General features: G+C 63.6%; 25 protein-coding genes, 2 tRNA genes and 4 rRNA genes. 16 read left to right on the forward strand and 15 right to left on the reverse strand.

The window, feature by feature from the left end:
• The first annotated feature begins 32 nt into the window (after positions 1-32).
• From rrf (AZSP09_RS15245) to AZSP09_RS15280, 8 genes are all read left to right on the forward strand, one after another.
• A 5S ribosomal RNA gene (gene rrf / locus AZSP09_RS15245) occupies positions 33-146 on the forward strand.
• A 345-nt stretch (positions 147-491) separates the two neighbouring features.
• Positions 492-2,031: ribosomal RNA gene (locus AZSP09_RS15250) — 16S ribosomal RNA — on the forward strand.
• A gap of 137 nt (positions 2,032-2,168) precedes the next feature.
• A tRNA-Ile gene (locus AZSP09_RS15255) sits at positions 2,169-2,245 on the forward strand.
• 14 nt (positions 2,246-2,259) lie between these two features.
• Positions 2,260-2,335, forward strand: a tRNA-Ala gene (locus AZSP09_RS15260).
• 225 nt (positions 2,336-2,560) lie between these two features.
• A 23S ribosomal RNA gene (locus AZSP09_RS15265) occupies positions 2,561-5,446 on the forward strand.
• A 100-nt stretch (positions 5,447-5,546) separates the two neighbouring features.
• Positions 5,547-5,660: ribosomal RNA gene (gene rrf, locus AZSP09_RS15270) — 5S ribosomal RNA — on the forward strand.
• The 16S, 23S and 5S rRNA genes sit together here with 2 tRNA genes alongside, the layout of an rRNA operon.
• A gap of 177 nt (positions 5,661-5,837) precedes the next feature.
• Positions 5,838-6,386 (forward strand): peptide-methionine (S)-S-oxide reductase MsrA, encoded by a 549-nt coding sequence (gene msrA / locus AZSP09_RS15275; protein ID WP_152090909.1) that lies wholly within the window; start codon positions 5,838-5,840, stop codon positions 6,384-6,386.
• A 44-nt stretch (positions 6,387-6,430) separates the two neighbouring features.
• Positions 6,431-6,775 (forward strand): FKBP-type peptidyl-prolyl cis-trans isomerase, encoded by a 345-nt coding sequence (locus AZSP09_RS15280; protein ID WP_014236438.1) that lies wholly within the window; start codon positions 6,431-6,433, stop codon positions 6,773-6,775.
• Between the two features lie 6 nt (positions 6,776-6,781).
• On the opposite strand, the gene AZSP09_RS15285 is transcribed toward AZSP09_RS15280, so the two are convergent.
• Positions 6,782-7,744, reverse strand: coding sequence for an alpha/beta fold hydrolase (locus tag AZSP09_RS15285; protein WP_232058807.1), 963 nt, complete (start codon positions 7,742-7,744; stop codon positions 6,782-6,784).
• Here AZSP09_RS15285 and AZSP09_RS15290 point away from each other — a divergent pair.
• Complete coding sequence (locus AZSP09_RS15290; RefSeq protein WP_152090514.1) at positions 7,743-8,708, forward strand: MBL fold metallo-hydrolase; 966 nt, start codon at positions 7,743-7,745, stop codon at positions 8,706-8,708. The two genes, AZSP09_RS15285 and AZSP09_RS15290, sit on opposite strands and share 2 nt — an antisense overlap.
• An 11-nt stretch (positions 8,709-8,719) precedes the next feature.
• Here the strand turns inward: AZSP09_RS15290 and corA are convergent, their stop codons facing one another.
• Positions 8,720-9,793, reverse strand: a complete 1,074-nt coding sequence (gene corA / locus AZSP09_RS15295) for a magnesium/cobalt transporter CorA (RefSeq protein ID WP_152090515.1) — start codon at positions 9,791-9,793, stop codon at positions 8,720-8,722.
• Between the two features lie 70 nt (positions 9,794-9,863).
• Between corA and tcdA the strand changes: the two genes are divergently transcribed.
• On the forward strand, positions 9,864-10,652 hold the full coding sequence (gene tcdA / locus AZSP09_RS15300) for a tRNA cyclic N6-threonylcarbamoyladenosine(37) synthase TcdA (protein WP_152090516.1): 789 nt from the start codon (positions 9,864-9,866) through the stop codon (positions 10,650-10,652).
• Here the strand turns inward: tcdA and AZSP09_RS15305 are convergent.
• Complete coding sequence (locus AZSP09_RS15305; protein WP_152090517.1) at positions 10,649-11,755, reverse strand: HD-GYP domain-containing protein; 1,107 nt, start codon at positions 11,753-11,755, stop codon at positions 10,649-10,651. The genes tcdA and AZSP09_RS15305 overlap by 4 nt on opposite strands.
• A gap of 162 nt (positions 11,756-11,917) precedes the next feature.
• Between AZSP09_RS15305 and AZSP09_RS15310 the strand changes: the two genes are divergently transcribed.
• Entirely contained in the window at positions 11,918-12,328 is a 411-nt protein-coding gene (locus AZSP09_RS15310) for a hemerythrin domain-containing protein (RefSeq protein WP_014236444.1), read from the forward strand.
• Between the two features lie 52 nt (positions 12,329-12,380).
• Here AZSP09_RS15310 and AZSP09_RS15315 read toward each other — a convergent pair whose 3' ends face one another.
• Positions 12,381-12,590 carry a hypothetical protein gene (locus tag AZSP09_RS15315; RefSeq protein WP_152090518.1) on the reverse strand — a complete coding sequence of 70 codons (210 nt, stop codon included), beginning with the start codon at positions 12,588-12,590 and terminating at the stop codon, positions 12,381-12,383.
• Between the two features lie 135 nt (positions 12,591-12,725).
• On the opposite strand from AZSP09_RS15315, the gene AZSP09_RS15320 reads away from it, so the two are divergent.
• Together AZSP09_RS15320 and AZSP09_RS15325 are read left to right on the forward strand one after the other, a co-directional pair.
• The gene (locus AZSP09_RS15320; RefSeq protein WP_014236446.1) at positions 12,726-12,935 is read left to right on the forward strand and encodes a hypothetical protein; all 210 of its coding nucleotides are present in this window, start codon (positions 12,726-12,728) and stop codon (positions 12,933-12,935) included.
• A 184-nt stretch (positions 12,936-13,119) separates the two neighbouring features.
• On the forward strand, positions 13,120-15,045 hold the full coding sequence (locus AZSP09_RS15325; protein WP_152090519.1) for a DEAD/DEAH box helicase: 1,926 nt from the start codon (positions 13,120-13,122) through the stop codon (positions 15,043-15,045).
• A gap of 83 nt (positions 15,046-15,128) precedes the next feature.
• Here the strand turns inward: AZSP09_RS15325 and AZSP09_RS15330 are convergent, their stop codons facing one another.
• Positions 15,129-15,560: a MaoC family dehydratase gene (locus AZSP09_RS15330; protein WP_014236448.1), complete on the reverse strand. Its 432-nt coding sequence runs from the start codon at positions 15,558-15,560 to the stop codon at positions 15,129-15,131.
• Positions 15,561-15,883: 323 nt separating this feature from the next.
• Here AZSP09_RS15330 and fliD point away from each other — a divergent pair, with 323 nt between their 5' ends.
• A complete protein-coding gene (gene fliD / locus AZSP09_RS15335; RefSeq protein WP_152090520.1) occupies positions 15,884-16,774 on the forward strand; it encodes a flagellar filament capping protein FliD in 891 nt (296 codons plus the stop codon).
• Here fliD and AZSP09_RS15340 read toward each other — a convergent pair.
• On the reverse strand, positions 16,771-18,210 hold the full coding sequence (locus AZSP09_RS15340) for an aminotransferase-like domain-containing protein (RefSeq protein WP_152090521.1): 1,440 nt from the start codon (positions 18,208-18,210) through the stop codon (positions 16,771-16,773). The two genes, fliD and AZSP09_RS15340, sit on opposite strands and share 4 nt — an antisense overlap.
• 177 nt (positions 18,211-18,387) lie before the next feature.
• On the opposite strand from AZSP09_RS15340, the gene AZSP09_RS15345 reads away from it, so the two are divergent.
• Positions 18,388-18,828, forward strand: a complete 441-nt coding sequence (locus tag AZSP09_RS15345) for a hypothetical protein (protein WP_152090522.1) — start codon at positions 18,388-18,390, stop codon at positions 18,826-18,828.
• Here the strand turns inward: AZSP09_RS15345 and AZSP09_RS15350 are convergent.
• Positions 18,720-19,037 (reverse strand): hypothetical protein, encoded by a 318-nt coding sequence (locus tag AZSP09_RS15350; RefSeq protein WP_165397545.1) that lies wholly within the window; start codon positions 19,035-19,037, stop codon positions 18,720-18,722. The genes AZSP09_RS15345 and AZSP09_RS15350 overlap by 109 nt on opposite strands.
• A 78-nt stretch (positions 19,038-19,115) precedes the next feature.
• Here AZSP09_RS15350 and AZSP09_RS20645 point away from each other — a divergent pair, with 78 nt between their 5' ends.
• Positions 19,116-19,247, forward strand: coding sequence for a hypothetical protein (locus AZSP09_RS20645; protein WP_014236453.1), 132 nt, complete (start codon positions 19,116-19,118; stop codon positions 19,245-19,247).
• Between the two features lie 41 nt (positions 19,248-19,288).
• On the opposite strand, the gene AZSP09_RS15355 is transcribed toward AZSP09_RS20645, so the two are convergent.
• The 8 genes from AZSP09_RS15355 to AZSP09_RS15390 all read right to left on the reverse strand — a co-directional run bounded on the left by AZSP09_RS15355 (position 19,289) and on the right by AZSP09_RS15390 (position 26,673).
• The gene (locus AZSP09_RS15355) at positions 19,289-20,104 is read right to left on the reverse strand and encodes a M23 family metallopeptidase (protein WP_152090523.1); all 816 of its coding nucleotides are present in this window, start codon (positions 20,102-20,104) and stop codon (positions 19,289-19,291) included.
• A gap of 183 nt (positions 20,105-20,287) precedes the next feature.
• Positions 20,288-21,109, reverse strand: a complete 822-nt coding sequence (gene pyrF, locus AZSP09_RS15360) for an orotidine-5'-phosphate decarboxylase (protein WP_152090524.1) — start codon at positions 21,107-21,109, stop codon at positions 20,288-20,290.
• Between the two features lie 112 nt (positions 21,110-21,221).
• Entirely contained in the window at positions 21,222-22,496 is a 1,275-nt protein-coding gene (locus tag AZSP09_RS15365; RefSeq protein ID WP_152090525.1) for a M48 family metallopeptidase, read from the reverse strand.
• 184 nt (positions 22,497-22,680) lie between these two features.
• Entirely contained in the window at positions 22,681-23,457 is a 777-nt protein-coding gene (gene siaD / locus AZSP09_RS15370) for a biofilm regulation diguanylate cyclase SiaD (RefSeq protein WP_014236457.1), read from the reverse strand.
• Between the two features lies 1 nt (position 23,458).
• Positions 23,459-23,836 carry a biofilm regulation phosphoprotein SiaC gene (siaC, locus tag AZSP09_RS15375; protein ID WP_014236458.1) on the reverse strand — a complete coding sequence of 126 codons (378 nt, stop codon included), beginning with the start codon at positions 23,834-23,836 and terminating at the stop codon, positions 23,459-23,461.
• Between the two features lie 12 nt (positions 23,837-23,848).
• Entirely contained in the window at positions 23,849-24,397 is a 549-nt protein-coding gene (siaB, locus tag AZSP09_RS15380; protein WP_014236459.1) for a biofilm regulation protein kinase SiaB, read from the reverse strand.
• Between the two features lie 23 nt (positions 24,398-24,420).
• Positions 24,421-26,442: a biofilm regulation protein phosphatase SiaA gene (siaA, locus tag AZSP09_RS15385; protein ID WP_152090526.1), complete on the reverse strand. Its 2,022-nt coding sequence runs from the start codon at positions 26,440-26,442 to the stop codon at positions 24,421-24,423.
• Between the two features lie 15 nt (positions 26,443-26,457).
• Entirely contained in the window at positions 26,458-26,673 is a 216-nt protein-coding gene (locus tag AZSP09_RS15390; protein WP_014236461.1) for a hypothetical protein, read from the reverse strand.
• Between the last annotated feature and the right edge of the window lie 33 nt (positions 26,674-26,706).

Raw genomic sequence — 26,706 nt, forward strand, 5'->3', positions numbered from 1 at the left:
GACGTCACTCGACGGCGAGCGAACAAGTTACGCTTGGCGGCCATAGCGCTCTGGACCCACCCCTTCCCATCCCGAACAGGACCGTGAAACAGAGTTGCGCCGATGATAGTGCATACTTCATGTGCGAAAGTAGGTCACCGCCAGGCTCCCCTTACAACACCCCAGCTACCTCGTGGCTGGGGTGTTTGCTTCTCTAAGGGTGAGCCGCATGCGTAATTAAGCAAAAAGCTAAAAAAATTTCAGCCAAGTGCAAATAGTGCTTGGCAGCAGTAAAAGAAGTATGTAGAATGCGCGTCTTTCGTTGCTACGGCGACGCGGCAGATTGAGATAAGATCTTGATTTGCAAGCTCTTTAAAAAATAGGACAACCGATAGGTGTAGGTGCTTGGTTGGGTGTTCCGGCTTAGGTCGGACAAATGAATCAAGCGCTTGCACAAAGATGTAGTCAAGGAAACTTGAATATATCCGTCAAGCGAGTTTTAAGCAGAGATTAAACTGAAGAGTTTGATCCTGGCTCAGATTGAACGCTGGCGGCATGCCTTACACATGCAAGTCGAACGGCAGCACGGGAGCTTGCTCCTGGTGGCGAGTGGCGAACGGGTGAGTAATACATCGGAACGTACCCAGGAGTGGGGGATAACGTAGCGAAAGTTACGCTAATACCGCATATTCTGTGAGCAGGAAAGCGGGGGATCGCAAGACCTCGCGCTCTTGGAGCGGCCGATGTCGGATTAGCTAGTTGGTGAGGTAAAAGCTCACCAAGGCGACGATCCGTAGCAGGTCTGAGAGGATGATCTGCCACACTGGGACTGAGACACGGCCCAGACTCCTACGGGAGGCAGCAGTGGGGAATTTTGGACAATGGGGGCAACCCTGATCCAGCCATGCCGCGTGAGTGAAGAAGGCCTTCGGGTTGTAAAGCTCTTTCGGCGGGGAAGAAATGGCAACGGCTAATATCCGTTGTTGATGACGGTACCCGCATAAGAAGCACCGGCTAACTACGTGCCAGCAGCCGCGGTAATACGTAGGGTGCGAGCGTTAATCGGAATTACTGGGCGTAAAGCGTGCGCAGGCGGTTTCGTAAGACAGACGTGAAATCCCCGGGCTCAACCTGGGAACTGCGTTTGTGACTGCGAGGCTAGAGTACGGCAGAGGGGGGTAGAATTCCACGTGTAGCAGTGAAATGCGTAGAGATGTGGAGGAATACCGATGGCGAAGGCAGCCCCCTGGGTTAGTACTGACGCTCATGCACGAAAGCGTGGGGAGCAAACAGGATTAGATACCCTGGTAGTCCACGCCCTAAACGATGTCAACTAGGTGTTGGAAGGGTTAAACCTTTTAGTACCGCAGCTAACGCGTGAAGTTGACCGCCTGGGGAGTACGGCCGCAAGGTTAAAACTCAAAGGAATTGACGGGGACCCGCACAAGCGGTGGATGATGTGGATTAATTCGATGCAACGCGAAAAACCTTACCTACCCTTGACATGCCAGGAACTTTCCAGAGATGGATTGGTGCCCGAAAGGGAGCCTGGACACAGGTGCTGCATGGCTGTCGTCAGCTCGTGTCGTGAGATGTTGGGTTAAGTCCCGCAACGAGCGCAACCCTTGTCATTAATTGCCATCATTCAGTTGGGCACTTTAATGAGACTGCCGGTGACAAACCGGAGGAAGGTGGGGATGACGTCAAGTCCTCATGGCCCTTATGGGTAGGGCTTCACACGTCATACAATGGTCGGTACAGAGGGTTGCCAAGCCGCGAGGTGGAGCCAATCCCAGAAAGCCGATCGTAGTCCGGATCGCAGTCTGCAACTCGACTGCGTGAAGTCGGAATCGCTAGTAATCGCGGATCAGCATGTCGCGGTGAATACGTTCCCGGGTCTTGTACACACCGCCCGTCACACCATGGGAGTGGGTTCTACCAGAAGTAGTTAGCCTAACCGTAAGGAGGGCGATTACCACGGTAGGATTCATGACTGGGGTGAAGTCGTAACAAGGTAGCCGTATCGGAAGGTGCGGCTGGATCACCTCCTTTCTAGAGAAAAGCATCCTCCAAGCATCTACAACCTATCGGTTGTTCAAGTAACAGCATGAGGGAAAGGCCAGGAGCAGGAGTAGCGCGCAGGCGTACTGACTCCGGGTCCTCTACTGACCCTTCGGTAAGAGAAGTTTGGGTCAGTAGCTCAGTCGGTTAGAGCACCGTCTTGATAAGGCGGGGGTCGTAGGTTCGATTCCTACCTGACCCACCAACGCTTCATCAGGCGGGGGCATAGCTCAGTTGGGAGAGCGCCAGCTTTGCAAGCTGGATGTCGTCGGTTCGATCCCGTCTGCCTCCACCAACCCCTTCGGTTGTCTGCAAGAGCTCATACGTAAGCACGGATGCTTAGGTCTGACCTCTTGGTCAATGCTGTTTGCTCTTTAACAAAATGGAGAAGGTTGTATATCTGGAGCCGAAACCAAGCCAGATATACATTGTGATTGCATCGTATCGCGTTACAGCTAGCGCGATACAAACACAAACTGAGTTGCTTATAACTGCCTCGGAAGAGGCCTCAAAGTTATAGGATCAAGCGACTAAGTGCATGTGGTGGATGCCTTGGCGATTACAGGCGATGAAGGACGTGCAAGCCTGCGAAAAGCTCTGGGGAGCTGGCAACGAAGCTTTGATCCAGAGATGTCCGAATGGGGAAACCCACTCCGCAAGGAGTATCCCTGACTGAATACATAGGTCAGTGGAGGCGAACCCGGTGAACTGAAACATCTAAGTAGCCGGAGGAAAAGAAATCAACCGAGATTCCCAAAGTAGTGGCGAGCGAAATGGGAACAGCCTGCAAGTGATAGCGAATCTGTTAGCGGAAGACTCTGGAAAGTGTCGCCGTAGTGGGTGATAGCCCCGTACGCGAAAACAGGATCGTGGTACTAAGTTTGCGACAAGTAGGGCGGGGCACGTGAAACCCTGTCTGAATATGGGGGGACCATCCTCCAAGGCTAAATACTCGTAATCGACCGATAGTGAACCAGTACCGTGAGGGAAAGGCGAAAAGAACCCCGGGAGGGGAGTGAAATAGATCCTGAAACCGCATGCATACAAACAGTGGGAGCCCCTTCGTGGGGTGACTGCGTACCTTTTGTATAATGGGTCAGCGACTTACGTTATGTTGCGAGCTTAACCGAGTAGGGAAGGCGTAGGGAAACCGAGTCTGATAAGGGCGTTAAGTAGCATGGCGTAGACCCGAAACCGGATGATCTATCCATGGCCAGGATGAAGGTGCGGTAACACGCACTGGAGGTCCGAACCCACTAACGTTGAAAAGTTAGGGGATGAGCTGTGGATAGGGGTGAAAGGCTAAACAAATCCGGAAATAGCTGGTTCTCTCCGAAAACTATTTAGGTAGTGCCTCAAGTATCACCTACGGGGGTAAAGCACTGTAATGGTTGAAGGGGTCATCGCGACTTACTTCGCCATAGCAAACTCTGAATACCGTAGAGTGCGAGCTTGGGAGACAGACATCGGGTGCTAACGTCCGGTGTCAAGAGGGAAACAACCCAGACCGCCGATTAAGGTCCCAAAGACATAGTTAAGTGGGAAACGAGGTGGGAAGGCTCAGACAGCCAGGAGGTTGGCTTAGAAGCAGCCATCCTTTAAAGAAAGCGTAATAGCTCACTGGTCGAGTCGTCCTGCGCGGAAGATGTAACGGGGCTCAAACTATGCACCGAAATCGCGGATATCCTTTGGATATGGTAGGAGAGCGTTCTGTAGGCCGTTGAAGGTGTCTCGTGAGGGATGCTGGAGGTATCAGAAGTGCGAATGCTGACATGAGTAGCGATAAAGGGAGTGAAAAGCTCCCTCGCCGAAAGCCCAAGGTTTCCTGCGCAACGTTCATCGGCGCAGGGTGAGTCGGCCCCTAAGGCGAGGCTGAAAAGCGTAGTCGATGGGAAACAGGTTAATATTCCTGTACCTCAATGTAATGCGATGGGGGGACGGAGAAGGTTAGGTCAGCCGGGTGTTGGACGTCCCGGTTTAAGCGTGTAGGCGTGCCCCTTAGGCAAATCCGGGGGGCTAAGCTGAGGCGTGACGACGAGCGCTCTTTGAGCGCGAAGTGATTGATACCAAGCTTCCAAGAAAAGCCTCTAAGCTTCAGTTACATTGGGACCGTACCGCAAACCGACACAGGTGGGCAGGATGAGAATTCTAAGGCGCTTGAGAGAACTCAGGAGAAGGAACTCGGCAAATTGGCACCGTAACTTCGGGATAAGGTGCGCCCCGGTAGGGTGTAGAGACTTGCTCTCGAAGCTCGATGGGGTTGCAGTGAAATGGTGGCTGCGACTGTTTAATAAAAACACAGCACTCTGCAAACACGAAAGTGGACGTATAGGGTGTGACGCCTGCCCGGTGCCGGAAGGTTAAGTGATGGGGTGCAAGCTCTTGATCGAAGCCCCGGTAAACGGCGGCCGTAACTATAACGGTCCTAAGGTAGCGAAATTCCTTGTCGGGTAAGTTCCGACCTGCACGAATGGCGTAACGATGGCCACACTGTCTCCTCCTGAGACTCAGCGAAATTGAAATGTTTGTGAAGATGCAATCTCCCCGCGGCTAGACGGAAAGACCCCATGAACCTTTACTGTAGCTTTGCATTGGACTTTGAACCGATCTGTGTAGGATAGGTGGGAGACTGTGAGACCAGGACGCTAGTTCTGGTGGAGTCGTCCTTGAAATACCACCCTGGTTTGTTTGAGGTTCTAACCATGGCCTGTGAATCCAGGTCTGGGACCGTGCATGGTAGGCAGTTTGACTGGGGCGGTCTCCTCCCAAAAGGTAACGGAGGAGTACGAAGGTACGCTAGGTACGGTCGGACATCGTGCTAATAGTGCAATGGCATAAGCGTGCTTGACTGCGAGACCCACAAGTCGAGCAGGTGCGAAAGCAGGTCATAGTGATCCGGTGGTTCTGTATGGAAGGGCCATCGCTCAACGGATAAAAGGTACTCTGGGGATAACAGGCTGATACCGCCCAAGAGTTCATATCGACGGCGGTGTTTGGCACCTCGATGTCGGCTCATCTCATCCTGGGGCTGTAGCCGGTCCCAAGGGTATGGCTGTTCGCCATTTAAAGAGGTACGTGAGCTGGGTTTAAAACGTCGTGAGACAGTTTGGTCCCTATCTGCCGTGGGCGCTGGAAGTTTGAGGGGGGCTGCTCCTAGTACGAGAGGACCGGAGTGGACGTACCCCTGGTGTACCGGTTGTGACGCCAGTCGCATCGCCGGGTAGCTAAGTACGGAAGAGATAACCGCTGAAAGCATCTAAGCGGGAAACTCGCCTCAAGATTAGACTTCCCCGGGGCTTCGAGCCCCCTAAAGGGTCGTGGAAGACCACCACGTTGATAGGTCGGGTGTGGAAGCGCAGTAATGCGTTAAGCTAACCGATACTAATTGCCCGTGCGGCTTGATCCTATAACTCTGAGATCAAAGCGCTTCAGTTTGAAACGCAATCACATTTAACCTTCTCCCATTTTGCGCTCGACGTCACTCGACGGCGAGCGAACAAGTTACGCTTGGCGGCCATAGCGCTCTGGACCCACCCCTTCCCATCCCGAACAGGACCGTGAAACAGAGTTGCGCCGATGATAGTGCATACTTCATGTGCGAAAGTAGGTCACCGCCAGGCTCCCCTTACAACACCCCAGCTACCTCGTGGCTGGGGTGTTTCTATTTGTACCCCGCCAAATCCCCCCCAACTCAAAAACGGCCTCCTGGTGACTTGAACTGTCGCAAGGGGAGCATTCGCAGTGAATTTATTTACCTCCTGATGGTCCATTTCCATCCACCAGCAATGGAAACCAACATGACATTAGGCAATGTTGAGGTAGATCATCTGACCCTGGGGGGAGGCTGTTTCTGGTGTCTGGAAGCGGTATTCCGTCGTTTGGATGGCGTACTGTCCGTGGAACCGGGTTATAGCGGTGGGCGCACCGAGGCCCCGGACTATGAGGCCGTATGCACCGGAACGACGGGTCACGCAGAGGTTGTACGGATTACCTTCGATCCAGCTCGAATTGGCTTTCAAGCCTTGCTACAGGTGTTTTTCAGTAGCCATGACCCCACCACTGTCAATCGACAAGGGCATGACATAGGCTCCCAGTACCGCTCGGTCATATTCTTCGCCAGTCCCCTGCAGGAAGCGCTGGCAAAGCAGTTCATCGCTGACCTTCAGGCCCGGTGGCCCAGCCCCATCGTCACGGAATTGCTGCCTCTGGGGCCTTTCCATCAGGCGGAAGCGTATCATTGCGACTATTACGCGCGAAATTCCGCTCAACCCTATTGCCAGCTGGTGATTGCGCCGAAGCTGCAGCAACTCGAGCGGGATTTTCCGGATCGCCTGAGCGCTGTCTGAGCAATAATTGCAGCCCGTTTTTCCCCTAACTTTCAGGAGACTTCATGAGTACTACCACCACTGCTTCCGGCCTGATCATTGAAGAACTGGTCCTGGGCGACGGCGTCGAAGCCAAGGCCGGCGACATCGTTACCGTGCATTACACCGGTTGGTTGACGGATGGCCAGAAGTTTGACTCCTCCAAGGATCGCAATGATCCTTTCGAGTTCATGCTGGGGGCCCGCCACGTCATTGCCGGCTGGGATGAGGGGGTGCAGGGAATGAAGATCGGCGGGAGCCGCAAGCTCACCATTCCGCCGGAACTGGGCTATGGTGCCCGTGGTGCCGGCGGTGTCATCCCCCCCAATGCAACCCTGGTATTCGAAGTGGAGATGCTGGCCTGTCGTTAAGCTCGGCTAACCAACGACAAACGTCAGCAGGTCCCGGACGAAACGCTCCCTCTGCCACTGGTGGGGGGAGTGGTCCGTGCCTTCGTAGATGTGTAGCAGGGCCCGGGGTATGCGGGCTGCGACATAGTGTGCGGTGCTGCTGTGATAGAAGTTGCTTTCGCCGCCGTAAATCAGCAGAGCCGGAATGTGGATCTGCTGCAGCACATCCCGGTAATCCGCTTCCGTCAAACTCTGCCAGCAGGCAATCAAGGGGTTGCTGGGCAACTGACTTAACCATTCCCGGGCCTTGGCCCAGCCCTTGGCATTCGCTTCGTATTTTTCCCTGGCGCGCCGATTCAGGCCGAGGGCTCCCAGGCGTAGCACGGCTTCAGGAAAGTCCTGTTCCAGTTCGTTGATGAAGGCGCTGGAGCGGTGCTCGTCGAAATCCCCGTAAACGCCGTGGGGCCAGTCTGCGGCCGTAACTAGCTTAGGTGATTGGTCGATCAGGCAAATCTTCCCCAGACGGTCGCAGCCGTAATCACGGATGTACTGCCACAGGGTCAGGGCACCCATGGAGTGGCCGACAGCCACCACCTCTTCCAAATCGTAGGTCTCCAGCAGATTACGCAAATCCCTGGCCATGCGCTGTACGGTCGGCGGGGTCGGCTGGCTCAGGGCGTGGCCGCCATGGCCACGGGCGTCCCAACGCCACACCCGATGGTGGGTGTTGAGGTCCTGCAGGAAGGGGAACCACTCCTGATGGCTGGACGTCCACCCGTGCAGCATCACAATCGGCGGTGTGCCGTTGCCGGAAACGTGCAGATGGATCTTCTCGCCGTCGTCTGCAAAAAAATGGCTCATGGCTGACCGGTGCGTAGCGTTGAAAAAGGAATAAGGCGAGGCTCCCACAGAGTGGCTCGGGTGGCAATACGCCTCAGTACGGTGCTCCGCTACAATAACCCCACACTCAACAAGAATGATGGAGACCATGAACAACACCGAACTGGGATTGATCCCCTATGAGCAGGGTGTATATGCCCTGGAATCCGGCTATGGCCGCCCCCATCTGGCGGCCATTCATCTCATCGTGGATGAGGGGCGGGTGGCAGTCGTGGATACGGCCAACAATGCTTCCCTGCCCCGCGTCCAGTCGGCCTTGGCGGCATTGGGGCTGACGGCGGATTGCGTGGACTACGTGGTTCTCACCCACATCCATCTGGACCATGCGGGCGGTGCCGGGGCGTATATGCAGGCCTTCGACAATGCCCGTCTGGTGGTCCACTCCCGGGGCGCACGGCACATGGCCGAGCCGTCCAAGCTTTGGGCCGGCGTGGTGGCCGTCTATGGGGAGTCCCGGGCCCGGGACTTCTACGGGGAACTGATTCCGGTGCCCTCTGAGCGGATCATCGAGGCCGGTCACGGAACCCGCCTGCAGTTGGGTAATCGGGAACTGCTGTGCCTCGATTTGCCCGGCCATGCCAAGCATCATTTGGGGCTGGTGGATCGCAAGGGGGGCGGCATCTTTACCGGCGATACCTTCGGCCTGTCCTATCGGGAACTGGACCTCCAGGTTGGGGACGAACTGAAACAGTTCGTCTTCCCCACCACGACACCCGTCCAGTTCGATCCGGCGGCCATGCATGCCTCCATCGACCTGCTGCTTTCCTTTGACCTGCCCTACATGTTCCTCACCCATTTCAGCCGGGTGCATGACGTCAAGCGCCTGGGGGCCGACCTGCATCGCCTGCTGGACGCCCACGTGGCGCTGGTCGAAGCTGTGGAAGGAAGCGGTCAGGTACGCCAGGAACAGCTGGTGGCCGGTCTCAACGACCTGCTGCTGGCAGAGGCGAAGCGCTACGGCTGGACCGTGCCGGAAGCGCAACTGCTGGAGATCTTTGCCCTGGATATCGAACTCAATGCCCAGGGCCTGGCCTTCTGGCTGGACAACCGCTAGGAGTCGGTTGCTCAGCCGATCAGGCGCCGTCGCCAGAAGGCCGCCAGCATGATGGTGGCGATGGCGCCCATCAGTCCCATGGCGAACCAGAATCCATCGGGGTGTTCCAGCCAGGGCATGACATGGAAGTTCATGCCGAAGACGCCGGCAATCAGGGTGGCCGGCATGAAAATGGTGGCCACCACGGTCAGTGCCCGAACCTCCATGTTCACCCGGTTGCTGACTGCGGAGAGGTAGATGTCCAGCAGGCCGGTCAGCAGGTCCCGCAGGTCCTCCAGGGACTCGATCAGATGGACGGTGTGATCGTAGACGTCGCGCAGGTAGAGCACCGTTTCCGCCCGGAAGAAACCGTCATGGCTGCGCAGCAGGACGTTGAGCACCTCCCGCAGGGGCCAGATGGCACGGCGCAGGGTGGTGATCTGCCGCTTGTGCCGGTGGATGGACTGCAATACCCCCGGCCGGGGGCGCCGGTTGATGAGGGAAGTCTCCAGAATTTCAGCATGGTCGCCCACCTGCTCGACCAGGGCGAAATAGCGATCCACCAGGGAGTCCAGCAGGGAATAGGCCAGATAGTCGGCGCCGAGGCGGCGAACCTGGTTGCGATTGGCCCGCAGCCGTTCCCGCAGTGCGCCAAAGGTGCCGGAGGGGCGCTCCTGGAAGGTGAGGACAAAATCCTTGCCCAGGATGATGCTGACCTGGTCGCTGGCCAGTTGGCGGCTGTGGGGCACGTAATCGAAGAGGCGCGCCACCAGGTAGAGATAGTCCTCGTAGTCGTCGACCTTGGGCCTCTGGTCTGTGTTGAGGATGTCTTCCAGCACCAGGGGGTGCAGGCCGAAACGTTTGCCGATGGCGGCCATCAGGTCCGGGTCCTGCAGGCCATAAACATTGAGCCAGAGAGTGCAGCCAGGGCGCCGGACCAGTCCGTCGACCTGCTCCCGGCTGCTCAACTCCTGCTCGTACAGACCGTTGCTGTCGTACTCGAGCAGCATCAGCGTGGGCGTGCTGGTCTTCACCTCGCCGAGATGGACCAGGCTGCCGGGCTCCAGCCCTGCCTTCTGGGAACGCAGTTTCTTGTCATGGCTCATGATGCAACCATGGTAGCAGCCCGGGCCCCGGGCAGCCAGGGAGCTGCGGCCTGGGGTATCATCGCCCGCCATGAACCAAATCGACTCCTCCCCCGATTACGAGCGCTGCTTCGGTGGCGTTGCCCGGCTCTACGGAACCCAGGCCCTGGCCCGCTTCCGGGCGGCCCATGTGTGCGTGGTCGGTATCGGCGGCGTTGGCTCCTGGAGCGTGGAAGCCCTGGTACGCAGCGGAGTGGGGGCCCTGACCCTGATCGATCTGGACCATGTGGCCGAATCCAATCTGAATCGGCAGATCCATGCCCTGGAGGCCACCCTGGGCCAGGCGAAGATCGAAGCCATGGCCGGGCGGGTGCGGCAGATCAATCCGGACTGCCGGCTGACCCTGGTGGACGACTTCGTCGAGCCCGACAACCTGGATGCCCTGCTCGGGGCCTTGCCGCCGGTGGATTATCTGGTGGATGCCATCGACGGGGTGCGGGCGAAAACCGCCATGCTGGCCTGGTGCCGGCGCCATGACTGGCCGGTGGTGACGGCCGGGGCGGCCGGCGGACAGATGGACCCGACCATGATCCGGGTTGCCGATCTCTCCCGTACCGTCCAGGACCCTCTGCTAGCCAAGGTGCGGGGCCAGTTGCGCAAGAGCCACGGCTTTCCCAAGGACCCGAAAAAGAAATTCGGCATTGACGCCGTCTATTCGGAAGAGCCCCTGCGTTATCCCGATACAGCCTGTTCGGCACCGGCCGGTGGCGGCGCAGCCGGCCTCAATTGCGCCGGCTTCGGTTCCGCCGTCACCGTGACCGCCAGCTTCGGTCTGGTGGCCGCCTCCGTCGTTCTGCGCCGGCTGGCCGCCTCCGTCTAGTCGGCCGCTTCCACCTGGCGCCGGATGACGGCATTGAAGGGGACGATCCATTCCGGGGCGAACTGCTTGTCGCAGGCGTTGACCTCGGCAATGGCCCGCAGCACGGAGCGGGTATGGCCCCGCTGGCCATGTTTCAGGGTGACCGCCTCGAAGGCATCCACAATGGCCAGGATCTTGGCCCCGTCGCAGATGTCCCTTTGCCCCAGGCCCTTGGGGTAGCCGGCGCCGTCGGGCATTTCGTGGTGCTCCGCCACCATGCGGGCAGCCTCCTCCCAGCCCTCCATGCGCTGCAGCAGGCCGGCCCCCTGCAGCGGGTGCTGACGCAGTTGCTGCTTTTCCTCGTCCGTCATGCGCCCCACCTTGAGCCAGACCGACTCGGGGACGAACATCATGCCAAGGTCGTGCATGTAGACCGCGGCTGCCAGCTGCACCGGGTCCACCGGCTTGCCTGCTTCCGCATTGGTGTCCAGGGCCAGTTTCAGCAGCCTGGCGCTGCGGCCCTTGAAGAGGGGGGAGCGGTTCTCGAACTGTTGGGCCAGGCTGCGGAAGAAGCGCAGGTCGTTGGCCAGATGTTCGTTGCTGCGCAGAACCGGCCGGGCCTGCCGCGGCGCAGTACCGATGCTGGCGATGGGCTGGAAGCCGGTGACCGCCTCGATCAGTTCGGCACTGTACTGGTCCACTTCGGCCGGCTGGCAGCCGCCCAGGGCGTCGAGGCCCTGGATCAGCTTGTCCAGGCGCAGATTTTCCACCGAGCGACCGGCGCCAATGGCGTCGATGGCCAGCTCCAGGCGGTCCAGGGCCAGCAGCACGGCTTCGCCGATGAGCTCGGAGAACTGCAGCTGTCCTTCCCGCAGGCGGGAGAGGATGGATTCGATGGGATGGGCGATGCGCACCGCCAGGTCCAGCTTGCACAGGGCGGCATCGCCCTTGATGGTGTGTACGGCGCGGAAGAGATCGGCCAGTACGGCCCGGTCCTCCGGGGCATTCTTCAACCGGCCGATGTCTCGCTCGATGGCTGGGATGTGGTCCCCCAGGGCATCCACGAAGTCCTGGAAAATTTCCGGGTCCGGGATCAGCGGGTTCAGCGTCTTGACGTTGCTCATGCTTTGTCTCCCCCTCTTGTTTGTTGGTATCAGTTTAATCCAGGCAGCAGCGCCCACCAGGGAAAAGTGCGGCTTATGGCATATCCGCAATTTTTAATGTGCATCAAAATGGCGGTGCACTTCAAAATGGATAATAACCGTACGTTTTATATGGATTAAGTGATGCCTCTGATGCCCTGGCTGCCCCAGTACGACCTGGGCTGCGCTCCCATGGATCACACCCACAAGGAGTTCGTGGAGTGGATCAACCGCCTGGCCGAAATTGCCGATGACCAGTTCCTGGATGGCTTCGACCAGTTCCTGGCCCACACCGTGGATCATTTCGAGCAGGAAGACCGCTGGATGGAGGCCTCCAACTTTCTTCCCATCCACTGCCATATGGATGAGCATCGGCGAGTCCTGCAGACCCTGCAGAGCATCCGCCGCTTCGTCAGCCGGGGCGACATTTCCATCGGGCGCAAGGCCGTGGCGGAACTGGTGGACTGGTTCACCACCCATGCCGCCACCATGGATACGGCCCTGGCCGTGCATATGCGCAACGTCGGTTACGCTCCCGTTCCGCTGGCGGCCTAAGCCAACATAACTCTCCCGTACCTAGCCCCGCGGACGAGGCTACTGGTCAGCATCAGTGGCGAAAGCGTTTGGCCGTTGTTTCGCCGGTCACGGGCATGTCGCTTTCTGCCAGACCGGAAACCTGGGCAAAGCAGCCATCCAGCGGACACTCCCTCCCCGGCGGGCAGCCGTGCTCCAAGGCGCATTGCCGTTGAGTCTGATCGGTCAGGACCATTTCGTGGACCGCTTCGCAGCGGCCGATGGAGCCATCGAAGAAGCTCATGACGTTCTCCTTAGCGTTCATGCCGGGGGGAAATCCCTACTTCGAGTATAGGCATCCGGCACCGCGTTTGCCGGGAAAAAGCTCGTAATCTCCGATATTTAGGAGTACAGTACGCCCTTCCCGTTGGAAGCCCCCATGTTGCGTATCGTCTGCATCGCGCTTCTTCTTTCCCTGACTGCCTGTGGCCTGGCCGACACCGCCACCACGGCTGCAGCAGGCGGAGCCGCCAAGGCTCAGGAAGTTCAGCAGGCCAAAGAGACCCAGGAAAAGCTGCAGGGACAGCTGGAACAGGCGGGTCGGCAGGGGCAGGAACGGGTTGATGCCGCAGAGCGGGAAGCGCGTTAAGGCGCTTTGATCCTCGCGGTTGTGGCCGTCGGGCCGGAGACATCCGTCTTCGGGGTTCGGCGGAAGTGGGCGCCTCGGCTTTTCCGGGGCTTGGTCGGGTCAATGATGACCCCAAATTGGCTGGCGATTCCCTGCGCTTGACCTGAGCTGCCTCGAGCGGCTCCACCTCATTACTGGAAGCTCCATGACATCCTCTGTCGACACCTTTGCCCAATTGGGCCTCTCCGAACCCATTCTGCAGGCACTGACCGATGTGGGTTATGAAACCCCGTCCTCCATCCAGGCCGAATGCATTCCCCTGCTGATGGAAGGGAAGGACCTGCTGGGCATGGCCCAGACCGGTACCGGCAAGACCGCCGCCTTCGCCCTGCCCCTGCTGCAGAAGCTGGACGTGACCCAGCGTTTCCCCCAGGCCCTGGTCCTGGCCCCCACCCGCGAGCTGGCCATTCAGGTGGCCGAGGCCTGTCAGAAATACGCCAAGCACCTGCCCGGCTTCCACGTGCTGCCCATTTACGGCGGCCAGAGCCTGGGCATCCAGCTGAAGCAGCTGCAGCGCGGCGCTCACGTCATCATCGGCACCCCGGGCCGGGTCATGGACCACCTGGAGCGCAAGAGCCTGGACCTGTCCCGCCTGAAGACCCTGGTGCTGGACGAGGCCGACGAAATGCTGCGCATGGGCTTCATCGACGACGTCGAGTGGATCCTCGAGCACATTCCCGCCGAGCGCCAGACCGCCCTGTTCTCCGCCACCATGCCGGAGCAGATCCGCCGTGTCGCCCAGAAGTACCTGCGCGATCCCCAGGAAGTGAAGATCAAGTCCGCCACCAGCACTGTCTCCGCCATCCAGCAGCGCTACTGGCAGGTTTCCGGCCTGCACAAGCTGGATGCCCTGACCCGCATCATGGAAGTGGAAGACAGCCTGGACGCCGCCATCATCTTCGTGCGCACCAAGACCGCCACCGAAGAGCTGGCCCAGAAGCTGGAAGCCCGGGGCTACGCCGCTGCCGCCCTCAACGGCGACATGAACCAGGCCAGCCGCGAGCGTGTCATCGAGCAGCTGAAGAGCGGCGGCCTGGACATCGTTATCGCCACCGACGTGGCCGCCCGCGGCATCGACGTGCCCCGTGTCAGCCACGTCATCAACTACGACATTCCCTACGACGTCGAAGCCTATGTGCACCGTATCGGTCGCACCGGCCGCGCCGGCCGTACCGGCACCGCCATCCTCTTCGTTTCCCCCCGGGAAATGCGCATGCTGCGCACCATCGAAAAGGTGACGCGCCAGAACATCTCCCCCCTGCGTCTGCCCACCAAGCAGGACGTGGCCGACCGCCGCGTCGCCCAGTTCAAGCAGCAGGTCATCAAGACCCTGGAGGCTGGCGAGCTGTCCTTTTTCGAGGAAGTGGTGACCCAGATCGAGGAAGAGGCCAATGTGGGCGCCCACGAAGTGGCCGCCGCCCTGGCTTTCCTGGTGCAGAAGTCCCGCCCCCTGCTGATGCCGGAAAAGGAAGTGCGCAGCTTCGAGGCCGACTCGGCCGAGGGCCGCCCCGAGCGTAAGGAACGTTTCGAGCGTCCCGAGCGGGGCGAGCGTTTCGAACGCAAGGAGCGTCCGGAGCGGGGTGAGCGCCCCGAGCGGACCGACGCCAAGAAGGGCAAGGGCCGGGATCTGGGCAACGTCGGCAACATGGTGCGCTACCGCATCGAGGTGGGCCGCAACCAGGGCGCCACGCCCAAGGACATCGTCGGCTGCATCGCCAACGAAGCCGACATCCAGAGCCGCTACATCGGCCACATTGCCCTGTTCGACGAGTACTCCACCGTGGAGCTGCCGGACAGCCTGCCCAAGGATGCCCTGATGCTGCTCAAGGAGGTGGAGATCAAGCAGTGTCCCCTGCTCATCCACCGTCTCGACGGCGAATCCGAGGTGATCGCGCCGCCCCGTCGCAAGTGGGGCGGCGATGTGGACGGCAACCGCGCTCCCCGCGGTGCGGCTCCCAGCGGCAAGGGCGGCTTCAGCAAGCCCGGTTTCGGCAACAAGAAGCCCGGCGGCGCTGGCGCTTTCGGCGGCAACAAGCCGCCGGCCAAGCGCCGCGCGCCGCGGGAAGGCTGAGGCCTGAACCGTACCCGGCCCAGCCGGGAGCAAAACAGAAGGGGCGCCGCGGCGCCCCTTTTTTCATGGCAGAAAAACTGCCGTCAGCCCTTGCTGGAAGTGCACATCAGGGTGGCTTCGCCCTCGATCACCGGCTTGCCGCCGACGGTGCAGACGGTGTCCAGCACCACCCGCTTCTTCTCCACCAGGACTTCCTTGACCGTGACCGTGGCGGTGACGGTGTCGCCGGGGCGCACCGGCGCCTTGAACTTCAGGGTCTGGCCCAGGTAGATGCTGCCGGGGCCGGGCAGGCGGGTGCCGAGCACGGCGGAGATGAAACCGACGGACAGCATGCCGTGGGCAATGCGCCCGCCGAACATGGTGGTCTTGGCGAATTCCTCGTTCATGTGCACCGCATTGGTGTCCATGGTGATGCCGGCGAAGAGGACGATGTCCGCTTCTGTCACGGTCTTGGCGGTGCTGGCGCTCATGCCGGGTTGCAGGTCTTCGATGTTGTAGCCGTTCAGTGCATTCATCCAGTTTCTCCGGTTATTGTCATGGTGATTCGCGGGGCTCGCCCGATGGTGCCTCCCGAGCCCATGCAGCCATGATAACGCTGGCATGTGACAAAAAGTTTTGCTGTGCAGCATGGAGGGCGGCCCCTTCGGCTGCCTTGCCGGGCGGCGGCACTTCTTGCCGCCGCTGGTGCCCAGGAAATACCGGGCTTCCCCGGCACCGTGTCGGAGATGGCGTCCCTCTTGGCTCTCCGGACAATGCCGGGAATCGGCCGGGAAACGGGCCTGCTTTTTGCAATACTGGGGACAGGATCAACGGGGGCCTTTTCCCCGAAGGAGGTCATATGTCGATCGACGGAACATCGGATGCGGGCCGGGATCTGGCCCTGCGCATCGCCACTTTCAAGGCCCAGACCCTGTCTGAACTGACCGGCGGCGGCAAGACCGGCAGCAGCGAGGGCTTCGGCGCCCTGCTTTCCAGCCTTAAAGGCGGCGCTGCCGCGGTCGAGTCTGCCGCCGGCAGCAGCGGCGTCCAGGGGCTTTCGCCCACCGGACGCAACGAGGCCTTGTTCGACCCGGAGTCGGCCTATCGCATGATGAGCGAGATCAACTACCGGAACGTGCTCTACAAGGGCCAGTTCGCCGAGCTGAGCCAGATGCAGACATCCCTGGAGACGATGGCCGTAGCGGGCACTGCCCTGGGAAGCGTCGATGCCGGCAGCAGCGACGACGCCATCCGCCAGAAGCTGGCGCAGTTCGTCAGCGACTACAACGCCTGGCGCACCGGCTTCGACGAAGACATGCAGCAGGGTGGCATCCTGGCCGACACCCAGGCGGCCCAGGTGGCCGGCTACGAGCTGGAGCAGAGCGTGGAGAATCCCTTCAATGGCGCCGACCTGGGACTGCGGGGGATGCCTGATCTGGGCTTGAGCATCGATCCGGTGACCAAGCAGGCAGTGCTGGATGAGGCCGCCCTGAGCCGTGCCCTGCAGCAGAACCGGGAAGGGGTGGTGGCGACGGTGCAGCAGTTCAGCGGCAACTTCGTCAAATCGGCCGAGCTGCTGACCTCCTCCAACAACTTCTTCGATCGCCAGCTGGACAACCTGAGCCGGGCCATCACCTATATCGCCGACAACCAGTCCTCCCTGCAGCAGGAATTCGGCCTGGGCGACACCTACCAACCGAAGGGCAAGCTGGCGGCGGCCCTGGCGGCCTACGAGCGGATGCTGGCCTAGGCCAGCTCGCCGACGATGGCACCGAGGCGGCGCAGGGCGGCGTCGATGGCCGGGGTATAGGGGGCGCCGCAGTTGAGGCGGAGATAGCCGTCGAAGCGGTTGGAGTTGGAGAACATCAGCCCCGGCGCAATGAAAATGCCTTCGCCCAGGGCCCGTTCAAAAACCTCCCGGGACGAGACGCCCGGCGGCAGCTGCACCCACAGGGCCAGCCCGCCCTGGGGCCGGGCGGCCAGGGTGCCGGCAGGAAAATACTCGAGCACCGCCTCCGTGGTGCGCCGGCGCTGGCTGCCGAGGGCCGCCCGCAGGCGCCGCAGGTGGCGGTCGTAGGCGCTGGAGCCCATGAAATCGGCGGCCACCAGCTGCCCCAGGGCCTCGTTCTGGCGGCTCTGGGCGTACTTCAGCATTTCCACCCGGGCCTGCCAGCGGCCGGCGCTGATCCAGCCCAGGCGCAGCCCCGGTGCCAGCACCTTGTGCAGTGAGGCGCAATGGATGACGCCGCCTTGCCGGTCCCAGTGCTTGAGGGCCGGCAGCACCGTATCGTCTTCCCCCAGGGGGCTGTAGGTGTCGTCCTCGATCAGGGCAATGCCCCGCTCGGCGCAGAGACCCACCAGCCGTGCCTTGTGGGCCTCGGGCATGGTGCAGCCGAGGGGGTTCTGCAGGTGGGGCACCACCACCAGGGCGGCGATGGGACCGTAATGGTCGCAGGCCAGTTCCAGGGCTTCCAGGGACAGGCCGGTCTGGGGGCTGGTGGGAATTTCCAGAGCCTTCAGGCCCAGGGTTTCCAGCACCTGCAGCAGCCCGTAGAAGGTGGGCGATTCCACCGCCACCGTGTCGCCGGGCTGGGTCACGGCCCGCAGGGCCAGGTTGAGGGCCTCCATGCAGCCCTGGGTGACGACGATCTCCTCCGCCCCCAGGTTCATGCCCGCGTCCAGGGCGCGCCGGGCCAGCACCTGCAGGAAGTCGGGACAGCCGTTGGGCGGCGGGGCGCTGACCAGCAGGTCTGGATGGCGCCGCAAAGCCCGGGCCGCCGCCAGGCGCAGGGCCTCGCCCGGATACAGTTCGGGGGCGCTGCGGGCGCTGGAAAAATTCACGCTGACCGGCTGCTGGCGGCCCCGGGCGATGATTTCCGAGACCCGGCCGTGGATGCCGACGAACTGGGCCGGGTCCGGCAACTGGCCGGCCCGGGGCTCGCTCGGCAGAGGCCCGGCGGGGCGGGCGGGGCGGCGGACGAAATTGCCGGAACGGGGCCGCGCCTCCAGCCAGCCTTCCTGTTCCAGCTGGCGGCACACCTGCACCGCCGTGCTCAGGCTGACGCCGTGGCGGCCCATGAGGGCGCGCACCGAGGGAAAGCGGTCGCCCACCAGCAGGGAGCCGTGGGCGATGGCCTCCCGGTAATGGGTGGCGAGACGCTGGTAGAGGGGGAGGGCGGTGTCCATGGCCCATGTTCTCCTGTGGCGGGGGCGGCGGCCAGATATAGATGGCCGGAATTTGCACCATAACAGATGGCGAAAGCCGGTGTCTGTAGCGGTTCTCCCGGGCGGCGCCTGTGCCTGCCGCGCCGATGGGGCTCTCTCTAGCATGGAGGCCGTCCCATCAACTCGCGGAGAACGGTCATGGAATCGAGACAGGTAAGCCGGCAACAGGTGCAACGGGGGCCGCAAGGGCAGGAGCAGGCCCAGTCCATCGAGCTGGCCGCCGGCATGGTGATGCAACTGGCGGTGCAGCCCGGCTGCCGCCTGTGGGTGGCGGCCGGGCGGGTGACGGTGCAGGGGCCGCCCCGCTGGCTGGGGGCCCGGGTGTGGTGGCCGCAGCGGCGGCTGGGGGCGGAGGAATGGTGCGACTGGTCGGAACACGGCGTCCTCGAGCTGCGGGGCGAGGATGGCGGCTCCACGCTGCTGTGGTGGCAGCCCGAGACCTACTCCCTATCTCTGCCTTGGCGGCGCGCCTACGGGGCGATCTGCGCCTGGCTGTCGCAGGCGCTGCCGGCGGCGATCCAGCGCCGGGTCAGGCGCCGCGCCATGCCTTCGGCCCAGGCCGGCAGCCCCGGCCAGTAATGGCAGGGGCGGCGCAGCAGGCCGCAGCGGTAGCAGGCTTCCTCCGCCAGCCATTCCAGGGCCGGGCAGGGGCCCTGCCGCCGGCGGAAGCGCAGCCTGGCCAGGGGGCAGGTCTCGGCCGCGCAGCAGACGCCGCAACCGTTGCAGGGCTGGCCGGCGTCGGGCTTGGGCGGAGCCTTGAGGTGCAGGTGGATGGTCTGGGTGTCCATGGTCGGGGCGGCTTGCTGGAGGAACTGCCTGCAGCGGGCGGCGTCCAACGGCTTCCTCAACGTGGGAAGGAGTGGTCCATGCAAAAGTGGTGCGCGAGTGTGTTGGCCGTGCTGCTGGCGGCTGTCAGTGTATCGGCCCTGGCCTGTCCTGGCGACAAGGCCAAGGATGAGGGCAAGCAGATGAGCACGCCGGCCAAGCCCAAGGGCTGAGATCCGGCTCAACCAGGAGAAGGCGCCCGCGGGCGCCTTTTTTATCGGCCCTTGGCGGGGGGCAGGAACAGTTCCGGATCCACCGCCGTGCCGTTGAGGAATACGGCCCAGTGCAGGTGGGGGCCGGTGACCCGGCCGGTGGCGCCGACGGCGCCCAGCTGTTCGCCCTGGGCCACCCGCTGGCCTTCCTTAACGTCCACGCGGGAGAGGTGCATGTGGGCGCTGATCAGGCCCTGGCCGTGGTCCACGAACACGGTGTTGCCGTTGAAGAAGAAGTTATCCGTGTTGACCACGGTGCCGGGGGCGGCGGCCCGCACCGGGGCGCCGCTGCCTGCGGCCACGTCGAGGCCGGCATGGGGCCGGCGCGGCTCGCCGTTGAAAAAGCGGCGCAGGCCGAAGCGGGAGGAGAGGCGCCCGTCGGCGGGCAGGCGGAAGGCGGTGACCGGCGCCGTGGCGGCGAAGTGGCGCTTGAGGCGGTCCTGGATTTCCTGCTCCCGGGCGATGCGCAGCTCGTCTTCCGGTGTCGGATTGACGTGGCGCGGGTTGCGCACGGTCAGGCGCTGCACCGGATAGTCCTTGGCCCGCACCTCCACCTCGGCCGTGGCTGCGTCGCTGCCTTCCAGACGCAGGCTGAGGCGCCCCGGCGGCATTTCCAGGGGAATGCCGAGCAGGGCCAGCCAGCGGCCCTCTTCCCGCACCACGGCCAGGGGCGTGTCACCGAAGAAGGCCCTGGGCGCTTTGCCGGCAGGCGCCTGCAGCGGCACCACCGCCACCCCGCCGGGAACCGGCAGATGGCGCGGCGCCGCCAGGGCGGGCCAGGCGGCGAGGGCCAGGAGGGGCAGCAGGAGGCGTTTCATGGGCGATCCGGAAGGGGGGGGAAAAGGCCGGGAGTGGTGCGGTGGCGAGGGGACGGTGGAGGATTGCAGGGCTGTGGCTGGAAAGGCAATAAGGACGGCGGTCTCCGGCAATGGTGCCCGGGAAAGCCCGTGTTTCCTGCCTGACGGCCATGCCATTGCCGGCATGGCCGTCCCGCCTGTCTCTCAGCGATAGCGGTTGATGGCGTCCCGGGTTTCCAGGGCCACCCGGCGGGCGGCAGCGGCGAAGTCCTCGCCCTTGCCGGCGTAGAGAATGGCGCGGGAGGAATTGATCATCAGGCCGGTGCCGTCGGCAGTTTTGCCGGCCTTGACCGTGGCTTCGATGTCGCCGCCCTGGGCGCCGATGCCGGGCACCAGCAGGGGCAGGTCGCCGGTCAGTTCCCGTACCCGGGCGATTTCGGCGGGGAAGGTGGCGCCCACCACCAGGGCGCATTGGCCGGTGGTGTTCCATTCCGTGGCCACCAGACGGGCGACGCGCTCGAACAGCTTTTCCCCGCCGCTGTTGCCAATTTCGAGGAACTGCAGGTCGCTGCCGCCGGGGTTGGAAGTGCGGCAGAGCAGGATCACGCCCTTGTCCGGGTAGGCCAGGTAGGGCTCCACGGAATCCTTGCCCATGTAGGGGTTGATGGTGACGGCGTCGGCGCCGAAGCGCTCGAAGGCCTCCACCGCGTACTGCTCGGCGGTGCTGCCGATGTCGCCCCGCTTGGAATCCAGGAGCACCGGGATGCCCGGGTGCTTTTCATGGATGTGGGCGATCAGGGCTTCCAGCTGGTCTTCGGCGCGGCGGGCGGCGAAGTAGGCGATCTGGGGCTTGAAGCTGCATACCAGGTCGGCGGTGGCGTCCACGATGCTCTTGCAGAACTCGAAGATGGCGTCGTCGCGGCCCTGCAGGTGGGCGGGGAACTTGGCCGGGTCCGGGTCCAGGCCGACGCAGAGGAGGGAGTTGTTTTTCTGCCAGGCGGCAGCGAGGGATTGGCGGAAGTTCATGGTCATCGGCTCGATCGGTGCGGGCGGCCGCCCAGGGCGGTGAAGGCCGCCATTGTACCGCCGGCGGCACCTCGCCCCAAGGGAAAGGCCGCGGCGGCCGGCGCCGAAGGGCCTACAGCCGCGCCAGTTGCCGCAGCCAGGCGATGGGGGCGGAACCGTCCTCGGAACTGCTGTTGCAGCGGCTGTCCCAGGGGATGTGCTGGCGCGGCAGGGTGGTGGTGCAGCGCCAGACGATGCGGGCGGCCGTGTCCAGGTAGGGGTAATAGACGATGTTGCTGCCTTCCGTCAGGCCCAGGGTGATGCGGCCGTTTTCCTCGTCCATGTGCACCCGGGCGATGCCCAGGGGCAGGCGGCCGAAGCCCAGCTCGGCAGGGGTGGCGGTCAGGGTGTGCTCCGCCTCGTAGCGGATCTTGGCAGCCTGGGCCAGGTTGTGGGCATAGGAGAAGAGGGGGTGGTACACCGTGCTGTGGCGGTAGTCCTCGTAGGCCGGCAGGGCCACCAGCATGAGGCTCAGCCCGAGTACGCCGAGGGTGGCCAGGTTGGCGAGGAAGCCGCCGCCGCCCACCGCCGGCAGCACCGCCGCCACGGGCCAGGCCAGCAGGTGGCGGCGCGGCACGGCCATGGGCGGGGACGGCAGGCGGGCCATGCGTTTGCACAGCCAGGGGGCGGTGGCGGTCAGTTCCTGCAGGGACATCCAGAAACCGCCGCTATGGGCGGCCTGGTCCACGAAGGCGTGGGCATCCAGGTTCTGCCAGCGGCGGGGGCCCGCCGCCAGCAGGGCCAGGGCCCGGATGGACGAGTGCAGGCTGCGGCAGCACAGGGTGCCGCAGCGGTCCGCCGTATATTCCTTGGCCCGCCGGTAGGCGCTGCCGAGCAGGGGCAGGGGCAGGGCGGGCAGGATCCACCAGCCGTAGCCGGCATGGGGCCGGGCCAGGTGGCTCAGTTCCCGCCCCAGATAGAAGTCCACCGCGTCCACATCGCTGTCCAGGGCGTCCACCAGTTCGGCCCGCAACATCACCAGGCGGTGCCGCAGCAGACGCCAGGCGAGGCTGTGCAACCGGCTCCAGCCGTGGATCAGGTAGGTCCGGGGCACCCGGGCCAGGCCCAGCTTGCGGCAGCAGCGCTCGAGGCGCACGTGCAGGTCCGGGTACTGGCGGGTGGTGATGCGGACGCCGTTGCCTTCCAGATGGGAGGTCAGGGCCTGGCGCAGGCAGTGGAGCAATAGTGCGGCAGGCGGCAGGGTGGCCCATATCCAGCCGTCGCTCCAGTAGGTGGCGAAAAACCAGGCGACGGAGGCGGGCAGGGCCAGGGCGGCAAAGAGGTATTCCTCCCGCCGGAAGAGCCTGGCCGGCGGCTGGAGCGGGCGCTGGGAGCGGATGACGGACATGGCGGCTCGACGGGGCGAATCGGAATGCCTGCATGATAGTCGGCCGGGAGCCGTCTGTAAGCCGGAGAACCGCGCCAGTTAAGGCTTTCGGGATATGCGGAAGGTCTGCTTTCATGGCTTTTGGCATAGCACCAAAAGCCGGTGGCGCCGGAATGGGGCCGGCCGATATGCTGCCGGCGCTGGCTCAGGCCAGGACGGCCCGGTTGCGTCCGGCCGCCTTGGCGGCGTAGAGGGCGTCGTCGGCCCGTTTCAGGGTGGCGTCCAGGTTCTCGCCGGGGCGGAACTGGGTCAGGCCCATGCTGACGGTGATGGGGGGCAGGTCCGGCCGGCGGCTGGCGTCGGCCTCGATGGCATTGCGGATGCGCTCGCCCAGCACCAGGGCGGCTTCGCCGCCGCAGCCGGGAAAGAGCATGAGGAATTCCTCGCCGCCCCAGCGGGCGCAGACGTCGTATTCCCGCAGGTTGCCGGCCAGGGCCTCGGCCACCTGGGCCAGGGCGGTGTCGCCGGCGGCGTGGCCGCAGCTGTCGTTGATGGCCTTGAAACGGTCGATGTCGGCCAGGGCGATGCAGAAGTCGCTGCCGTTGCGCTCGGCCTGGGCGATTTCCTGGGTCAGCCGGGCCTGCATGAAGCGGCGGTTGGGCAGGCCGGTGAGTTCGTCCTGGGTGGAGATGGTGTGCAGACGGTCGTTCAGGTCCCGCAGCATGGACTGGTACTGATCGCTGATGCGCACGATCTTTTCGATCTGGCGCACCTTGCGCTGGTAGTTCTCGGCGTAGGACTGGCCCCGGTCCCGCTCGGCCCGCTGGAAGCGGTCGGAGATGTGGGTCAGCCGGTCCAGCAGCCGTTCCTGGGTGCGGTAGCGGTCGTACAGCTCCTGCAGCAGCGCCAGCACGGCCGGATCGGCGGCGTTGTCGCGCAGCAGGGCTTCGATGCGGGCTTCCAGGTCCGGGATCTCGGACATGTCAGACCTTGGCCGCGATGTCGAAGGGGAAGGTGCAGTCTTCCTTGAACTCGGCGGCCAGTTCGCCCACCCGTTCGTTGGCGCCGTCGTAGGACCAGCGCACGCTGACCTGGCGGCCCTTGCGGTGGGCTTCTTCGAGCAGGTCCAGGATGTCCATGAGGGCGCGGATGCTGCTGGTGTTGAGGTACAGCAGCTCCAGTTCCAGGCGCAGGGGGCGCTCGGGCTGGGCCAGGTAGGCCTCGACCCAGTCGATCAGGGGCTGGAACAGTTCGAAGGAGTTTTCCGGGTAGGAGTCGCCCTGCATGGCGATCAGGCCGGCTTCCCAATCGGCCCGGATGGCCGGGCTGGCGTTGGTCTGGGGGATGTCGAGATTGTCCATGTTGTTTTTTTCCTAGAGCACGACCCGCAGGCTGAAGAAGGCGCGCCCGCCGTCCAGGGGGCGCAGGCTGCATTGCAGGGGGGCGGAGGCCTTGCGGGCCATGTCGATCAGGCCCAGGCCGGCGCTGCCGTCCAGGGCTTCCCGGGGCTGGCGCAACTGGGTCTTGAAGGCGGCCTTGAGACCGTCCTTGTCGAGCCGGGCCAGGGGTTCGACCCGCTGCAACAGGGCTTCGCCGTCGGCCGCCTCGAGCACGTTGCCGGCGCTCACCACGTAGCGGCCGTCTTCGTCCCGGGAGACGAAGACGCTGGCCGTCTCCATGGCCAGGGCGGGGCGCGACTGGGTGTAGCGGCGGATGTTCTGGGTCATCTCGATATACACCGAGAAGACGTCGGAAACGGCGGAGGGGGATTCCTGCAGGCCTTCCATGTGCTTGCGCAGGGCCGTGCCGATTTCCTCGATGAGGGTGGCGGTGATGGGGCCGTTGAAGCAGAGCATGATGCGCTCGCGGTTGAAGGTTTCCCGCAGGGCGAAAATGTCGAGGGAGGGTGCCGTCTGGGTCATGGAATCTCCTTGGGTGGCCTATCTTACCGCTGATCGTCGAAACGGAAAGCCAGGAGGGTGATGTCGTCCCGCTGGGCCAGGGGGCCCTGGTAGGCCTGGATTTCCTCCAGCAGGGCGCTCTTCTGCTCGGCCAGGGGCAGGTGGGCATGGGCCCGGATCCAGGCTGCCAGGCGGCGGGCGCCGAAGCCGTAGCCCTGGTCGCCGCCGGCCTGGTCCAGCAGACCGTCGCTGACCAGGTAGAAGGTGCGGCCAGCTGCCAGGGGCACCTGGGCGTTGTCGTAGCTGCCGCTGCGACGGTCGTTGACGCCGCGGCGGTGGCCCGGGATTTCCTCGCAGTTGTCGCCGTCGCTCCAGAACAGGCCCAGGCGGGCGCCGGCGAAGGTCACCAGGCGCCGCTCCAGGTCCACGTGGCACAGGCCCATATCCATGCTGGTGGCGATCTGGCGGCTGCGGTCGTCCCCGGGCAGCATGCCCCGGGCCACCTGGTCGGTACGCTGCAGCAGGGCCGCCGGGTCCTGCCAGGGTGTGTCGCCCAGGGCCACCTCCAGGGCGGCGTGGGCGATCATGGTCATGCAGGCGCCGGGAACGCCGTGGCCGGCGCAGTCCACCACGCCGAACAGGCACTGCCCGGTGGCGCTGCGGTACAGGTAGAAGTCGCCGCCCACCACGTCCCGGGGGCGCCACAGGACGAAGTACTGGCCCTGCAGATCGGCCTTGAGGGCCCTGTCCGGCAGGATGGCGTGCTGGATCAGGCTGGCGTAGCGGATGCTGTCGGTGACCTTGCGATGGGCGTCGGCCAGTTCCCGGGTGCGTTCGTCCACCAGCCGCTCCAGGTTCTCCGAGTGGGCCCGCACCTGCTGGGCCATGGTGTCGAAGGCCCGGGTCAGTTCGCCGATCTCGTCGCCCCGGTTCGAGCGCAGGCGTTCCCCGTAATGGCCGGCGCCGATGCGCTGTACGGCGGCGGTGAGGGCGGCCAGGGGGGCCAGCACCAGACGGTTGAGGCCGGCTGTATACAAGCCCACCAGGAGGGCCAGCAGCAGGAGCGAACCCAGGGCCAGGGCGGTGATCAGGGGCGCGTCGAAAACCCGGCTGGTGTTGAGGTCCACCGCCGTCAGCACGGTCCAGCGCAGGGAGGGAATGTAGGTGGCGGCAGCCAGGCTGGGGGCGCCTTCCAGCTTCAGGCGCAGGGTCGGCGTGCCTTCCCCTTCGTCGGAGGCGGCCGCCACCAGGGTGCGGCGCAGGGCCTCCTTGTCCGCCGGCCGCTCCAGCAGGCGGTAGATGGTCTTTTCGATGTTCTGGTTGCCGGCGGTGGCGTAGGCGATCTGGCGCGGGTCCGGGTGGGCGATGATGGCGCCGTTCTGGTCCAGCACCATGGTGACCACGCCGGTTTCCCGGTTGGCCAGGACGTTGCTGAGGAAGCGGCTGAGGTTGAGGCCGGTGCCGGCGATGCCGATGGGGCGCTCCCCTTCGTCCCGTACCACGATGTTGATCCAGACGTTGGTGACCTGCAGCTTCTTGTCGTAATCCACATTGAGGCTGTAGCCCTGGCTGCTCTTCAGGGTGGCGAAGAACCAGGCGTCGTCCGGGTTGGCCGGGTCGGCCGTGTAACGCATGGCGGCCCGGGGAGCGGCCTGCGGATCGGCGAAGTAGAAATGGCGGCTGCTGGCCAGGGCGGCGAAATAGGCCTGGTCGGCGAAGGCGCGGCGGAAACCTTCGCCTTCGCGGAAGAAACGCTCGGTCTTGGCTGCGTCCTGCTCGCCGGTCATCCATTCCCGGAGCACGGTGGATTCGGCGAAGCGCTGGGCCAGGGCCATTTCCCTCCCGACGGCGGAGAGAATGCGCTGCTTGGTCAGCTGGGCGTGGTTGCGGGCCAGGGCGGTGCCCAGGTTTTCGCGGATGTCTTCCGCCACCCGGATGCCGATGAGCAGGGCCGCCAGCAGGATGACGGCGGTGGCCGCCAGCAGCAGGCCCACGGTCTTGCTGCGCAAGCTCCAGCCGGCGCGGCCCGCCTGGGGCGGCGGCACGGGTGCGGGAAGTGGGGGCATGGCGCCTTTCCTGGCTTACTGTTGCTCGTCCGGGGACGCATCCGCGGCGGGTGGTGTCACTTCCCGCCGCTGCTCGGCCTTCTGGCGCAGGCGCTCGTTCTTGTCGTCGTTGGCGAAGCGGTAGCGGCCGGCGAGGACGCAGCCCTTCATGCCCGGATCGCAGGGCAGGTCATTCACCTTGCCGCAGCGATCGTTGGATTCGTGGGGGCAACCCCAGCCGCCGCCTGCCATGGTCCGCTCCTGGTTCCTGGTTCCTGGTTTTTC

Origin of the sequence: Azospira sp. I09, assembly GCF_009177135.1 — a bacterium.
Taxonomy (GTDB): Bacteria; Pseudomonadota; Gammaproteobacteria; order Burkholderiales; family Rhodocyclaceae; genus Azospira; species Azospira oryzae.

Coding starts and splice junctions, on each gene's coding strand:
- msrA (WP_152090909.1), top strand. CDS start 5,838: ATGACATTAGGCAATGTTGAGGTAGATCATCTGACCCTGGGGGGAGGC.
- AZSP09_RS15280 (WP_014236438.1), top strand. CDS start 6,431: ATGAGTACTACCACCACTGCTTCCGGCCTGATCATTGAAGAACTGGTC.
- AZSP09_RS15290 (WP_152090514.1), top strand. CDS start 7,743: ATGAACAACACCGAACTGGGATTGATCCCCTATGAGCAGGGTGTATAT.
- AZSP09_RS15285 (WP_232058807.1), bottom strand. CDS start 7,744: ATGGTCTCCATCATTCTTGTTGAGTGTGGGGTTATTGTAGCGGAGCAC.
- corA (WP_152090515.1), bottom strand. CDS start 9,793: ATGAGCCATGACAAGAAACTGCGTTCCCAGAAGGCAGGGCTGGAGCCC.
- tcdA (WP_152090516.1), top strand. CDS start 9,864: ATGAACCAAATCGACTCCTCCCCCGATTACGAGCGCTGCTTCGGTGGC.
- AZSP09_RS15305 (WP_152090517.1), bottom strand. CDS start 11,755: ATGAGCAACGTCAAGACGCTGAACCCGCTGATCCCGGACCCGGAAATT.
- AZSP09_RS15310 (WP_014236444.1), top strand. CDS start 11,918: ATGCCTCTGATGCCCTGGCTGCCCCAGTACGACCTGGGCTGCGCTCCC.
- AZSP09_RS15315 (WP_152090518.1), bottom strand. CDS start 12,590: ATGAGCTTCTTCGATGGCTCCATCGGCCGCTGCGAAGCGGTCCACGAA.
- AZSP09_RS15320 (WP_014236446.1), top strand. CDS start 12,726: ATGTTGCGTATCGTCTGCATCGCGCTTCTTCTTTCCCTGACTGCCTGT.
- AZSP09_RS15325 (WP_152090519.1), top strand. CDS start 13,120: ATGACATCCTCTGTCGACACCTTTGCCCAATTGGGCCTCTCCGAACCC.
- AZSP09_RS15330 (WP_014236448.1), bottom strand. CDS start 15,560: ATGAATGCACTGAACGGCTACAACATCGAAGACCTGCAACCCGGCATG.
- fliD (WP_152090520.1), top strand. CDS start 15,884: ATGTCGATCGACGGAACATCGGATGCGGGCCGGGATCTGGCCCTGCGC.
- AZSP09_RS15340 (WP_152090521.1), bottom strand. CDS start 18,210: ATGGACACCGCCCTCCCCCTCTACCAGCGTCTCGCCACCCATTACCGG.
- AZSP09_RS15345 (WP_152090522.1), top strand. CDS start 18,388: ATGGAATCGAGACAGGTAAGCCGGCAACAGGTGCAACGGGGGCCGCAA.
- AZSP09_RS15350 (WP_165397545.1), bottom strand. CDS start 19,037: ATGGACACCCAGACCATCCACCTGCACCTCAAGGCTCCGCCCAAGCCC.
- AZSP09_RS20645 (WP_014236453.1), top strand. CDS start 19,116: ATGCAAAAGTGGTGCGCGAGTGTGTTGGCCGTGCTGCTGGCGGCTGTC.
- AZSP09_RS15355 (WP_152090523.1), bottom strand. CDS start 20,104: ATGAAACGCCTCCTGCTGCCCCTCCTGGCCCTCGCCGCCTGGCCCGCC.
- pyrF (WP_152090524.1), bottom strand. CDS start 21,109: ATGAACTTCCGCCAATCCCTCGCTGCCGCCTGGCAGAAAAACAACTCC.
- AZSP09_RS15365 (WP_152090525.1), bottom strand. CDS start 22,496: ATGTCCGTCATCCGCTCCCAGCGCCCGCTCCAGCCGCCGGCCAGGCTC.
- siaD (WP_014236457.1), bottom strand. CDS start 23,457: ATGTCCGAGATCCCGGACCTGGAAGCCCGCATCGAAGCCCTGCTGCGC.
- siaC (WP_014236458.1), bottom strand. CDS start 23,836: ATGGACAATCTCGACATCCCCCAGACCAACGCCAGCCCGGCCATCCGG.
- siaB (WP_014236459.1), bottom strand. CDS start 24,397: ATGACCCAGACGGCACCCTCCCTCGACATTTTCGCCCTGCGGGAAACC.
- siaA (WP_152090526.1), bottom strand. CDS start 26,442: ATGCCCCCACTTCCCGCACCCGTGCCGCCGCCCCAGGCGGGCCGCGCC.
- AZSP09_RS15390 (WP_014236461.1), bottom strand. CDS start 26,673: ATGGCAGGCGGCGGCTGGGGTTGCCCCCACGAATCCAACGATCGCTGC.